This is a genomic window from Falsiroseomonas algicola, assembly GCF_011040385.1.
GTDB classification, from domain to species: domain Bacteria; phylum Pseudomonadota; class Alphaproteobacteria; order Acetobacterales; family Acetobacteraceae; genus Falsiroseomonas; species Falsiroseomonas algicola.
Map to the genome: position 1 here is coordinate 586,290 of NZ_JAAIKB010000001.1, position 12,944 is coordinate 599,233.

The following is a 12,944-nucleotide window of genomic DNA, read 5'->3' on the forward strand; positions in this document are numbered from 1 at the left end:
TCGACTCGATCCGGCCTACAACAATTCAGGGGTGCGCTGGGTTCGATGATCGACACCCCGTGGAGGCACCGCCGATGACGACGCTCCGCCACCACACCACCGACATCCTCGTCCTCGGCTCCGGCGGCGCCGGGCTGCTCGGCGCGCTGCACGCCAAGGCCGGCGCGCCCGACCTCAAGGTCACCGTCGCGGTGAAGGGCCTTCTCGGCAAATCCGGCTGCACTCGCATGGTCCAGGGCGGCTACAACGTCGCCCTCGCCGCCGCAGACAGCGCCGAGCGCCACTTCATGGACACGCTGGATGGCGGGAAATGGCTGAACGACCAGGACCTGGCCTGGACGCTCGTCACCGTCGCGCAGCAGCGGATCCGGGAACTCGAGAACCGCTGGGGCTGCTTCTTCGACCGCAACCCCGATGGCACGATCCACCAGAAGGCCTTCGCCGGCCAGACCTTCGACCGCACCGTCCACAAGGGCGACCTGACCGGCATCGAGATCATCAACCGCCTGGCGGAACAGAGCTGGGCGCGGGGCATCGAGCGGCTGGAGGAGCACCGCGCCCTCGCCCTCATCCCCTCGAAGGACGGGTCGCGGATCAGCGGCGTGCTGCTGATCGATATCCGCGCCGGCGACTACGTCCTCGTGAAGGCCAAGGCCGTGCTGCTCGGCACCGGCGGCGGGCCGACCATGTACACCTACCACACCCCGTCGGGCGACAAATCCTGCGACGGCATGGCGATGGCGCTGCGCGCCGGCCTGAAGCTGCGCGACATGGAAATGGTGCAGTTCCACCCGACCGGCGTGCTCGCCGGCCCCGGCACCCGCATGACCGGCACGATCATCGAGGAGGGGCTGCGCGGTTCCGGCGGTTTCCTGCTCGGCGGCGACGGCGAGCGTTTCATGCACAAGTACGACCCACGCAACGAGCGCGCCACGCGCGACATCGTCTCGCGGGCGATGTACCGGGAGATGCTGGCCGGCAACACGAACGAGCATGGCGGCCTCTACATCGCCATGGCGCATCTCGGCCCCGATCGCGTGCGGCGCGAGTTCAAGGGCATGGTGGAACGCTGCGCCGATATGGGCTTCGACCTCGCGGGCGGCCGCGTCCCCGTGGTGCCGACCGCGCATTACATGATGGGCGGCGTCGTGTTCCGCCCCGATGGCAGCACGGATCTCCCGGGCCTCTTCGCCGCGGGCGAGGATACCGGCGGCGTCCATGGCGCGAACCGGCTCGGTGGCAATGGCGTCGCCAATTCCACCGTCTTCGGCGGCATCGCCGGCGACAGCATGGCGCGCTGGGTGCCCCGCCACGGCGCCCTCGAAGACCCCTGCCCCGCGGCGCTCGACGCCGCCATCGCGCTGGCGGAGGCGCCCTTCGCGAAGCCCGCCCGCAGCCTCTCGCCGCTGCGCGACGCGCTGCACAAGCTGATGTGGGACAAGGCCGGCATCCTGCGCGACGAGGCAGGCCTGGCGGTAGCCGCGAGCGGCCTCGATGCGCTGGAGGCGGAGCTGGACGCCACCGGCATCGCGAGCGGCGCGCGCGGCTTCGACCTCGCCTGGCAGGAATGGCTCAACCTGCGCTCCCTGCTGCTGGTCAGCCGCGCCATCGTCACCGCCGCCGCCGCGCGGCGGGAAAGCCGCGGCGCCCATTTCCGGGAGGACTTCCCGCAGACGGATCGCGATGCCGGCGGGCTGGCCGCCACCATCGTGACTCTCGACGCGGGCAACCGGATCGGACTCGGCTGGCAGCCCGTCTCCTTCACCCGCGTCAGGCCCGGCGAAAGCCTTCTGCCCGCCGCCGCGGAATAGTCACGCGCCACACGGCAACCGGCGACGGTCCCGCCCCGTTCCTCTGCCACCTCCGCCCTGTCGGGCGGCACGGTCGCAAGGGGAATTTGAGCCATGGACGAAATCTCGAAGCTGATGATCGATCAGCTCAAGGATGCCTACAGCGCGGAACGCCAGGCGCTGCGGGCCATGCCAAAGATGATGAAGAACGCGACGCATCCCGCGCTCAAGGAATGCATCCAGATGCACATGGAGCAGACCGAGGGCCAGGTGGAGCGGATCGAGCAGGCGCTCGAGATGGTCGGCGGCAAGCCCGGCCGGAAGGTCTGCGAGGCGATGCGCGGCCTGATCGAGGAAGCGACGCATGAGATGGAGGAGAATGACCGCGGCGAGATGATGGACGTCCTCATCATCGCCGCCGCGCAGCGCATCGAGCATTACGAGATCGCTGCCTATGGCACGATGGTAACGCTCGCCAAGGCTGCCGGCCAGACGCAGCTCGCCGACCTTCTCGCCCAGACGCTCGCCGAGGAGAAGGAGACCGACCAGAAGCTGACCGGCGTGGCAGAATCCGAGGTGAACCCGGCCTTCATCACCATGGCCCAGGGCGGTGAGCCGGAGGAGGAAGTCTCCGCCAACGAGAACCGCAAGTCCGGCGGCCGGCGCAAGGCTTCCTGACGCGGCACCCCGCCGGGCATCCCCCGGCGGGGCCTTTCCACAGGGTCCAGGCCACGCATTCACCATCCGGTATCATCGTCCCCCCATGATGCAGCGCCCGCGACCTGTCGGGCCCATGAGGGGTTTCGATGCTCAAATCCATCCGCTGGCGCATCGCGCTCGCCACCGCCGTCGTCGGCATGCTGGTATCCGTGGCCTTCGGCGTCACCGTCGCCATGCGGGACCAGGCTTCGAGCGAGGAACGCGTGGCCCGCACCCTGGCCAGCGGCAAGGAAGCCTTCTTCGACGTCATCGAGGCCGAGCTGCGGGCCAGTGCAGTGGTCGCCGACAGCCTCGCCGCCCTGCCCATCGTGCAGCAGGCAACGGCCAGCGGTGACCGCGCGACGCTCCTCGCCCTGCTGCGCGACGCGGACGCCACCCTGCAGACGCGCAACCAGCGCCTCAACATCCATCGCTCGCCCGGTATCGCCCTGGTGCGGGTCTGGCGGCCGGAGCAGTTCGGCGATGACCTCCGCGCGCGGCGCGCCACCGTGGTGCGCGCGATCGAGACGGGCCGCACCGTCAGCGGGATCGAGACCGGCGTCCAGCCCAACGACGTCAGCCTTTTCGGCACGGCGCCGATCCGGCATGCGGGCCAGGTCGTGGGCGTGGTCGATGTCGCGGGGTCGCTGAACGTCGATCGCCTGAAGGCCATCGGCAGCGACCTCGGCCTCGACATCAGCGTTCTTCGCGCGCTCGACCAGCGCCTGGTGCCGGTCGCCTCCACGCTGGCCGGCGTCGATGCCACGCTGACGCCGCTGCGCGCCTCGGCACTCGCCGGCGGCGTGGCCAGCGACACGCTGGACCGCGGCGGCAAGGCCGTCTCGGTGCTGGTGGCGCCGCTGCGGGACGTGCAGGACCGCATCATCGGCCTGGTCGAGCTCACCTACGATCTCTCCACCGTCGTCGCCGACCGGCAGCGTTCGCTGCTCACGGTGGGCCTGGTCGCGGCCCTGCTGGTGCTGCTGTCCGGCGCCGCGGGGCTGCTGGTGGCGCGAAGCCTGTCCGGCCCCGTCATCCGGCTGACCGGCGCCATGCAGAAGCTGGCCGCCGGCGACCGCGAAAGCCCCATCCCCGGCACCACCCGCCAGGATGAGATCGGCGCCATGGCCCGGACGGTGGAGGTGTTCCGCGAAGGGCTGGAAGAAGCGGAACGCCTGCGCGGCGAACAGCGCCAGGCCGCCGCCCGGATCGAGGCCGCGCGCCGTTCCACCCTGCTTGGCGTCGCCGGCGAACTGGAATCGCAGTTCGGCACCGTGGCGGAAGCGCTGGGCCGTGCCGCCGGCGGGCTGCAAGGTGCGGCGGCGGAGATGACGGATGCCGCCAGCGGCGCCGCGCAGGAAGCCGCGACCGCCGCCGGCGCCGCCACCGCGACCGCCGGCAATGTCGGCACCGTCGCCGCCGCCACGGAGGAACTCTCCGCCAGCATCGAGGAGATCACCCGCCAGGCGACGCAGGCCGCCCGCGTCACCACCCAGGCCGCCGCCCAGTCCCGCGATGGCGGCGCCGCCACGCGCGGCCTGGCCGATGCCGCGGAGCGGATCGGGGAGGTGGTGCGCCTGATCAACGACATCGCCGGCCAGACCAACCTGCTGGCCCTCAATGCCACCATCGAGGCCGCGCGGGCCGGCGAGGCCGGCAAGGGCTTCGCGGTGGTGGCGCAGGAAGTGAAGGCGCTGGCCGCCCAGACCGCCAAGGCGACGGAGGAGATCGGCGCCCAGATCGGTGCCATGCGAGAGGCCGCCACCACCGTCGTGGACGTGGTCGGCGCCATCGGTGGCACCATCGCGACGCTGGAGGAGATCACCACCGGCATCGCCAGCGCCGTGCAGGAACAGGGCTCCGCCACGCAGGAGATCGCCCGCGCGGTGGCGCAGGCCGCGGGCGGGACGGACACCGTCTCCGTCGCCGCCAGCCACGTCTCCACCCGGGTGGAGACGACGCGCGCCGGCGCCGCGGGGCTGCGCGCCGTGGCGGACGATATCGCCGGCCATGGCGGCACGCTGCAGCGCGGCCTGGCGGAAGTGGTCCGCAAGCTGCGCCATCAGGCGGAAGCCGCCTGACCGGCCCAGGCGGGCCGGCGCGCTGACAGCCGGCCTTCCTCACGGCAGGCCGGATTGTCACCCGGCGACGTCTTCCATCTTTGCTGCCGCGATGCCACGGAGGGGGTCCGCAACTGGCTGGTGCCGGGACCCCGCTGATGGACACGCAAGCCCCCGACCGCTTTCCCACGCTGAAGGAGGCCGCGCCGGTCTGGTGGCGCATCGGGCTGCTCAGCTTCGGCGGCCCCGCCGCGCAGATCGCGCTGATGCACCGGGAGGTGGTGGAGGAGCGCCACTGGATCTCCGACGCGCGTTTCCTGCATGCGCTCAATTTCTGCATGCTGCTGCCGGGGCCGGAGGCGCAGCAGCTCGCCACCTATCTCGGCTGGCTGATGCACGGCGTGAAGGGCGGCCTTCTGGCCGGCATCGCCTTCATCCTGCCCGGCGTCGCGGTGATGCTGGCGCTGACCATTCTCTACGCCACGCTGGGCGACGTGCCGCTGGTGGGGGCGCTGTTCTTCGGCCTGAAATGCGCGGTGCTGGTGCTGGTGGTGGAAGCGCTGGTGAAGGTGGCGCGGCGCGCGCTGAAGGGGACCATCGCCTGGGGCATGGCGCTCGCGGCCTTCATGGCGCTCTTCGCCTTCGCCGTCCCCTTCCCCGCCGTGGTGCTCGCGGCCGGCCTGGTCGGCTACGCCCTGCCGCAAGCCTTCGCCACCGGCGGCCATGGCGCGGCGAAGGCCGGCCCGCCCTCGTTGCTGGATGCACTGATCGCCGCCGATCCCGGCCGCATCCCCGCCATGGCGGCGACCGCTCGCCGCGCCGGGCTGGTCGCGGTGGTGCTCTGGGTCTGGCCGGTCGCCATGCTGATGGAAGCGGGCACCTTCGGCGACATCGCCTGGTTCTTCTCCAAGATGGCCGTCGTCACCTTCGGCGGCGCCTATGCCGTGCTGGCCTATGTGGCGCAGGAGGCGGTGGAGTATTATCGCTGGCTGACGGCGGCCGACATGCTGGCCGGCCTCGGCCTTGCGGAGACAACGCCGGGCCCGCTGATCCTGGTGCTGCAATTCGTGGGCTTCCTGGCGGCCTTCCGGGAGGGTGGCATCATCGGCGGCACGGCCGGCGCGCTGCTCACGGTCTGGGTCACCTTCGCCCCCTGCTTCGCCTTCATCTTCCTCGGCGCCCCCTTCGTGGAGACGCTGCACGCCAACCCCCGCCTCAAGGGCGCGCTGGCGGGCGTGACCGCGGCGGTGGTGGGCGTGATCGCGAACCTGGCGCTGTGGTTCGCGCTGCGCGTGATCTTCGCGCGGGTGGAGAAGGTGTCCATGGGCCCGGTGGCGCTGGACGTGCCGGACCCGCTGAGCCTGGTGCCGGATGCCGCGGCGCTGAGCGCGCTGGCGGCGGTCTGCCTTTTCGTCCTCAAGCTCGGCGTGGTGCGGACGCTGGGCGTGACCGCCATGGCCGGCTTCGCGGCGCGTACGCTACTGGGGTAGCGGAAGCCTGCAATCAATTAATTAGCGTCTGGCACCCTGCCGCGACCCTGAACCGGAGAGCGGCCTACCATGCAATTGCCCACCTTCCTGCGCGGCCTCCGTCCCCGGCTCGTGATGCTGGCGACGATGCCCGCCCTGGCGGCGGTGCTGATGGTGGCGGGTTACCAGGCCTGGTCCGACATGACCGAACGCACCCGCGAGGCAGCGGAGCAGCTGGACCGGAGCGTCGCCCGGATCGAGAACGAATTGGCGGACACGACCCGCCGCGTGCTCGGGCATGCGGTCAACCTGTCCCTGCGCCCGGACCTGGCGGCGGTGCTGCAGGCCGGCGACCATGCGGCATCGCGCGCCATGCTGATGGAAGTGTATGAGGCGCTGCATGCGGTGGACCCGGCCGTGCGCGTCGTGGAAGCCACGGATGCAAGGGCCAAGACCCTGTTCCGGAGCTATGACCCGCCGCGATGGGGCGACGACAAGTCGCGTGACCGGGACGTCGCCGCGGCCCTGGCGGGCCGGAACGACACCGGGCTGACCCTGTCCCGGGCCAGCGGTGCCATCGCGATCAATGCCGTGATCCCCGTCCGGCTTGGTGGTCGCGCCGATGGCCCGCTGGTGGGCACCATCCGGGTCGCCAGCCGCCTGCTGCCGGAGAATGCCGTGGCATTGTCCCGGCTGGCAGGGGTCCAGGTCGTCCTCATCGGTGGCGACAAGCTGATCGGCGCCAGCGTGCCGGGCGTGACGATGGACATGCTGGCCGACGCCATCGCCGATCCGCCCGCAAGCCACATCGCGCTGCCTGGCCTCGGCGACCACCGCCTGCGGATGATGCCGCTGGCCGATCCCGCCGGCCGGGCGGTGGGGCGCATCCTGCTCGCCCAGTCCACGGCGGCGCTGGAAGCGGCGAGGGCGGCAGCCCTCAACCTTGCCCTGATCGTGGTGGGGTTGGTGATGCTGGTGACCCTGCCGCTCGGCCTGCTGGCGGCACGCACCCTTGCAAGACCGCTGGCGGCGCTGGGCGAGGCGATGCGCGTGGTGGCCGCCGGCACGGTCGATCTGGCCATCCCGGGCCGCGACCGGGCTGACGAGATCGGTGCCATGGCCCGGGCGCTGGAAGTCTTCCGGGACCAGGCACGCGACAAGGCGGCGCTGGAGGCGACCAGCGCGGCGGAACGCGCGGCGCGTGAGCGGCGGGCGCAGGAGCTGGAACGGCAGACGCGCGACTTCAGCGCCGCCCTGGCCGGCGTCATGCAGGGGCTTTCGGGCTCTGCCGCGCGCATGGATCATGCCGCCGGCAGCATGGCCGGCAGCGCCATCACGGCGGAGGAGCAGGCCGAAGCCACGGCAGACTCGGCACAGGCCTCCACGCGGGACCTCGACTCCGTGGCCGAGGCCACGCATGAAATGACGGCCAGCGTCACGGAGATCGGCCGCCAGGCCGGCACCGCGGCGCGCATGGCGGCCGCGCTGGTGGACCGCACGCGCCGGGCGGACGCGACCATGGCGCGGTTGAGCGACGCCGCGCGGATGATCAGCGACGTGGCGCGCCTCATTTCCGACATCGCCGGCCAGACGAATCTGCTCGCGCTCAACGCGACGATCGAGGCCGCGCGCGCGGGGGAGGCCGGCAAGGGCTTCGCCGTGGTGGCCAATGAGGTGAAGGCGCTGGCCAGCCAGACCGCCAAGGCCACCGAGGAGATCAGCGGCCAGATCCAGGCGATCCAGTCCGCGGCGGAGGAGGCCGTGGCCACGGTCCGCGGCATGGCCACTGAAGTAGGCGGCATGGGCGACAGCGCCACCGCGATCGCCGCCGCCGTGGATCAGCAGGGGGAGGCAACGCGCCAGATCGCCGCCTCCGTCGCCACCGTCCTCCAGAGTGCGCGCCATACGGTGGAAGCGATGGCGCAGGCGCGGCAGACCGCGCGCGACGTGCGCGAGACCAGCAGCGAGGTTCAGGCCGCCGCCGTGGCCGTGACGCGGGAGACCGAGACGCTCGGCACGGAGATCACGCATTTCATGGCCATGATGCGCCAGGATGGCAGCGAGCGCCGCCAGTTCGAACGCATCCTCGCCGATGGCAGGGCCGCAGATATCGGCCTGCCGGGCGGGGAGGTCTTCCCTGTCCGGCTGCTCGATGCGTCGCGGGGCGGCATGGGCGTGGAGGGCAGCGGGCCGATGCCCGCCTCGCTGCGCGCCGGATTGTCGGTGACGGTCACGCTGCCCGGCGAGGGCGCCATCGCAGCGCGCGTCGCCCATCTGGCCTGGCCGCGGCTGGGGCTGGTGGTGGCGCAGGCGGAGGCGCAGGCGCGCATGGAGAGCGTCATGGACAGTGTCCGCCGCAAGGCCGCGTGACCGCGGCCGCGCTTGGCGCGGTGGAGGCGCGGCTCCGCCCAGGTGGCAGGAGGCGCCCTATGCCGGCGGCAAGGTTTCCGCCGCCAGGATGCCAAGCAACCGTCCCGCGCCCTCGCCGGGCGCGAAGACGGCGAGGCTGCCTTCCGGATACTCCGCCTGCGCCAGCCCGCGCCCCAGCACCATGCCGAGGGGCACGATGTGGCCGACAAGGATATCCGTGACGCCCGGCGCGGAAGGCCTGCCCGTCCGCGCCCGCAGCCAGGCGATCTGGCGGGCGAGTTGCGCCGGGTCCGGCGTGTAGTCATCCGCCGTCAGCATGGGCTCCACGACCGATCGCGCGCCGAAGGCAAGCTCCGCCGTGTCGCGCGCCCGGAAGACCGGGCTTGCCAGCACCTGCCCGAGCGGCACGCCGAGTGCGGCCAGCGCGCGGCCGGTGCGGCGCGACTGCTCCCGCCCCGCCTCGCTCAGGTTGCGCTGGCCGGCGCGGTTCGAGAGGTCCCCGGTATCGACCTGGCTGCGGTCGGTGATGCCATGGCGCATGACGACGACGACGTTGCCGGCGCGCAGCGCCGCGACCAGCGCCCGCGCGGCGTCGCCCTGCGCGGTGGCGGCGAAGGCGGGCCGCGCCAGCAGGATCGCGGGCGCGGCGAGGAGATGGCGGCGCTGCATCAGCCGAGCGTGAAGGCCTCGTGCACCGCCGTCTTGATGCCGCCGCCCACCACCGGGCCGCCGCCCGCCACGTAGATGAAGTCGCCGATCGTCACCGCGCCCATGCCGTGGCGCGGCGTCGGCATCGGCGCGTGGTGCTGCCAGGTGTCGCTGGCGGGGTCGTAGCTTTCCATCTGGCCATGCACCTGGCCGGTCAGTTCGCGGTTCACGAAGACCCCGCTCTCGCCCCCCATGGCGAAGAAGCGGCCGCGATAGACCACGAGGCCATGGCCCGACCGCGGCGTCGGCAGGGGGGATCGCGTCGTCCACTGGTCCGCCGCCGGGTCGTACACATGGTGCAGGCCCGTATTGTACTCGAAGGTGTTGAAGCGGCCGCCGACGATGTGGATCAGGCCGTTATGGACGACCACGCCCGCATGGTCCCGCGCGCCCGGCAGCGCCTTGCGCCGCTCCCAGCGATCCGCCTGCGGGTCATAGACCTCATGCCAGCCGACCGAGGCTCGTTCCGTGTCGGGGTTGGAGGCCCCGCCGATGTGGTGGATCTTGCCGCCCACCGCCGCCAGCGCGCCGGCGCCGCGGGGCCGCGGCATGTCGGCGATCCGGTCCCAGCGATCCGCCGCCACGTCATAGGCGAAGGCCAGCACATCCGCGTCCCGGTTCTGCGCGCTGAAGCCGCCGAAGGCGTAGATCTTCCCGGCATGGGCGACGACGCCGACATGGTTGGCGCCGCGCGGCAGCCGCGCCTTCTCCACCCAGCTGTTCGTCGCGGGGTCGAAGACGTGGTGGTAGCTGTTGTTCACCCGCTGCTCGGCATAGCCGCCGATGACATGCAGCTTGTTGTCCCATTCCGCCGCCCAGGCCATCTCCGTGCGCGGCAGCGGCAGCGTCGCCCGCTCCACCCAGCGGCCGGGCGGCCCGGCGGGGGCGGGGCTGTCCACGAAGCGCTGGGCGTATTGCGCGGGGGTCAGCGTCACGGGGCCCGAACCGCGCAGCGGCGCCATGCGGTCGGAGGGAATCGGCAGCCCGTGATGCGGCACCGCCTGCTGCGCCCGCGCAGCCCCCATGCCGCCGATCAGCGCCGCCGCGCCGCCCAGAATCGCCCTGCGGTTCATGCCCCACTCCCTGGTCGAATGAATCCCACATAGCGAAAGCCTGACGGCGTCGGAAGATGGATTCGGATTAAGGTTTCGGCGCCTGGCCGGGCGATGCGGATGCGGACGCCGCCATGCCCACAGGGTGCCGCCCAGCGCGAACAGATGGGCATGGAACCATCGCCGGCGGCGAACGATATCACCCCTGGTCGCCCCGGTCGCACCGGCTGAGGCGCCTTCGGGGCAGGCGGCCTTGCGTCCCTGCCCGACTTGCCAGGAGTCCCGCCCGATGCGCTGCCACGCCCTGATCCTCGCGCCGCTGCTGGCGCTTGCCGCCTGCTCCGATCCGAATGACCGCAACCAGCGGGCCTTGACCGGGGCGGCCATCGGCACGGGGGCTGGCGCGCTGATCGGCTCCGTCACCGGCAGCGCGGGGCGCGGTGCGCTGATCGGCGGGGCGCTCGGCACCCTGGCTGGGGCGCTGACGCCGCCGCCCGAGCCGGACGCCATCCCGGCAGAGCCGCGCCTGGCCGCGCCGTATGACCCCCGCTACGGCGGCTGGTACGACCAGTATGGCACCTGGCACTACGGCCCGCCGCCGCAGGGCTACCAGCCCAACTACAAGTAGCCGGGCCGTTCCCGCACGCCAGTAACGGTCGCGCAACGCCTCAGGGCTTTATGTCATGGCGGAGAACATCGCCGCCATGCGCCTGCCCCGCCGTGCCCTGCCGGGCCTGGTTGCCGCCACACTCGCCGCGCCGCCTGCCATGGCGCAGCCCGCGACCCTGCGCGCCGGCGGCACCGGCATGGCCCTCGCCTCCCTGCGGCGCGTGACGGAGCGTTTCGCCGCCGAGCGACCGGGCATCCGGGTGGAGGTGCTGCCAAGCCTCGGCACCAGCGGCGCCATCCGCGCGCTCCTCGCCCGCGCCATCGATGTGGGGCTGCTGGCCCGGCCTCCCTCGGCGGAGGAGGCCGCCCAGGGGCTTCGCGCCCTGCCCTATGCGCGCACCCCGATCGCGGTGGTGACCAGTGGCGGCACCGACAGCACCGACATCACCCTGCAGCAGCTCGCCGCCGTGCTGCGCGGGGACGTCAATACCTGGCCCGACGGGCGAAGGCTGCGCCTCGTCCGCCGCGAAGCCTCCGACGCCGACTGGCAATTGCTGGCCAGCCTGTCGCCGGAGATGGGGCGCAGCGTCGCCATCGCGATCCGCCGCCCCGGCCTCGTCACCGTCGGCACCGACCAGGAGAATGCGGAGGCGCTGCAAAGCGTCACCGGGTCGCTGGGGCTGATGTCGATCGGCCAGTTGCGGGCCGAGGGACTTCGCCTGCGACCGCTGACGCTGGAGGGGGTCGAGGCCACGACCGAGGCGGTGGCGGAGCGGCGCTACGCGCTGTCCCGAACCCTTCACGCCGCCTGGCTCGGCGACGCCGCTCCGCCGCTCGCCGATTTCCTCGGCTTCCTCGGGGGTGCGGAGGCCAGGGCCATCCTGGCCGGGCTGGGCTACGGCCCGCCCGGGCCGTGACGGCGCTCGATACCGGGCGGATCGAACCGCGCATCGTCCGGGTCATCACCGCGCTCGCCCTGGCGGTCTCCGTGCTGATCATGGTGGCGCTGCCGGCCGCCTATTTCGTCGCCGCGCGCGTGGCCGTCACCGCCAGCCTGACGGCCAGGGCTGAATCCGCCGCCGCCATCATGACGGAATTCGTCACCCGCAACCCCGACCATTGGCTGTTCGAGAATGCCCGCATCCGCGGCAGGCTGGCCCCCTTCGTGGACACCGCCGATCGCGAGTCCTGGCGGGTCGTCGATTTGGCCGGCAACGCCACCGCCCTGCTCGGAACTCCCGCCCGGCTTCCGACCCTGACCGTCAGCGTGCCGATCCACGATGCCGGCGTGGTGGCGGGGCGGGTGGAGGTCACCCGGTCGATGCAGGAGGTCGTGGGCTGGACCAGCTTCCTCGCCGTCATCGGCATCGCGCTGGCCGGCGGCTCCTTCATCCTTCTGCGGTCCGTGCCGCTGCGCCTGCTGGCGGAATCGATGGACCGGCTGGCGCGCGCGGAGGCGATGGAGCGCGAGCGTGCCGCGCAGCTCGCCCAGGCCTCCAAGCTCGCGCAATTGGGCGAACTCGCCACCGGCATGGCGCATGAGCTGAACCAGCCGCTGACCGCCATCACGCTCGCCGCGCAGAACGCGCTGAAGCAGGTGGAGCGCGGCCCGGTAAACCAGGCGACGCTCGCCGCGCGGCTCGACCGCATCGTGCAGATGGCACGCCGCGCCTCCACCGTCATCGACCACATGCGCATCTTCGGCCGCATGGGCGGAGAGGCGAACGGCCCGGTCTCCATCAACGCCGTGGTGCGCGGCGCGCGGGACCTGCTCGCCTTCAAGCTGGAACGCCACCAGGTCCAGGTGGAGGACACGCTGCCGCCCGACCTGCCGATGGTGCTGGGCCAGGCGATCCCGCTGGAACAGGTGGTGGTCAACCTGATCGCCAATGCCTGCGACGCCTATGGCGACGTGAACGAGGATGGAAAACCGCGCCTCGTCACCCTGGCCGCCGCGGTCGCGGCGGATCGGCTGGCGCTGACGGTGCATGATTGCGCCGGAGGCATCCCGCCCGCCATCCTGCCCCGGATCTTCGACCCCTTCTTCACCACCAAGCCGGTGGGCAAGGGCACGGGGCTCGGCCTGTCGATCAGCTACGGCATCGTCAACGACATGGGCGGCACGCTGTCCGTCCAGTCCGAGGGTGGGACCACCATCTTCAGCGTGAGCCTGCCGCTGGCGTAGCG

The 12,944-nt window shown here is 72.1% G+C and carries 10 protein-coding genes; 8 read left to right on the plus strand and 2 right to left on the minus strand.

The annotated features are described in order from the left end of the window. Positions 1-74 precede the first annotated feature (74 nt). The 5 genes from G3576_RS02805 to G3576_RS02825 all read left to right on the plus strand — a co-directional run bounded on the left by G3576_RS02805 (position 75) and on the right by G3576_RS02825 (position 8,388). Complete coding sequence (locus G3576_RS02805; RefSeq protein ID WP_164692784.1) at positions 75-1,811, plus strand: L-aspartate oxidase; 1,737 nt, start codon at positions 75-77, stop codon at positions 1,809-1,811. A 93-nt stretch (positions 1,812-1,904) separates the two neighbouring features. Beyond that, complete coding sequence (locus G3576_RS02810; RefSeq protein ID WP_164692785.1) at positions 1,905-2,468, plus strand: ferritin-like domain-containing protein; 564 nt, start codon at positions 1,905-1,907, stop codon at positions 2,466-2,468. A gap of 128 nt (positions 2,469-2,596) precedes the next feature. After that, positions 2,597-4,570 carry a methyl-accepting chemotaxis protein gene (locus tag G3576_RS02815; RefSeq protein ID WP_164692786.1) on the plus strand — a complete coding sequence of 658 codons (1,974 nt, stop codon included), beginning with the start codon at positions 2,597-2,599 and terminating at the stop codon, positions 4,568-4,570. 137 nt (positions 4,571-4,707) lie between these two features. Then, on the plus strand, positions 4,708-6,039 hold the full coding sequence (chrA, locus tag G3576_RS02820) for a chromate efflux transporter (protein WP_164692787.1): 1,332 nt from the start codon (positions 4,708-4,710) through the stop codon (positions 6,037-6,039). Positions 6,040-6,108: 69 nt separating this feature from the next. Next, positions 6,109-8,388 carry a methyl-accepting chemotaxis protein gene (locus G3576_RS02825; RefSeq protein WP_164692788.1) on the plus strand — a complete coding sequence of 760 codons (2,280 nt, stop codon included), beginning with the start codon at positions 6,109-6,111 and terminating at the stop codon, positions 8,386-8,388. A gap of 57 nt (positions 8,389-8,445) precedes the next feature. Here G3576_RS02825 and G3576_RS02830 read toward each other — a convergent pair whose 3' ends face one another. Together G3576_RS02830 and G3576_RS02835 are read right to left on the minus strand one after the other, a co-directional pair. Further along, positions 8,446-9,057 (minus strand): histidine phosphatase family protein, encoded by a 612-nt coding sequence (locus G3576_RS02830; protein WP_164692789.1) that lies wholly within the window; start codon positions 9,055-9,057, stop codon positions 8,446-8,448. After that, positions 9,057-10,169 (minus strand): Kelch repeat-containing protein, encoded by a 1,113-nt coding sequence (locus G3576_RS02835; protein WP_164692790.1) that lies wholly within the window; start codon positions 10,167-10,169, stop codon positions 9,057-9,059. Before G3576_RS02835 ends, G3576_RS02830 begins: the two co-directional genes overlap by 1 nt. A 268-nt stretch (positions 10,170-10,437) precedes the next feature. Between G3576_RS02835 and G3576_RS02840 the strand changes: the two genes are divergently transcribed. The 3 genes from G3576_RS02840 to G3576_RS32490 are packed head-to-tail and all read left to right on the plus strand — an operon-like array spanning position 10,438 to position 12,942. Next, positions 10,438-10,776, plus strand: a complete 339-nt coding sequence (locus tag G3576_RS02840) for a YMGG-like glycine zipper-containing protein (RefSeq protein ID WP_164692791.1) — start codon at positions 10,438-10,440, stop codon at positions 10,774-10,776. Between the two features lie 55 nt (positions 10,777-10,831). Further along, entirely contained in the window at positions 10,832-11,674 is an 843-nt protein-coding gene (locus G3576_RS02845) for a PstS family phosphate ABC transporter substrate-binding protein (RefSeq protein WP_164692792.1), read from the plus strand. Next, positions 11,671-12,942: a sensor histidine kinase gene (locus G3576_RS32490; RefSeq protein WP_164692793.1), complete on the plus strand. Its 1,272-nt coding sequence runs from the start codon at positions 11,671-11,673 to the stop codon at positions 12,940-12,942. The genes G3576_RS02845 and G3576_RS32490 overlap by 4 nt, the downstream gene beginning before the upstream one ends. Positions 12,943-12,944 lie beyond the last annotated feature (2 nt).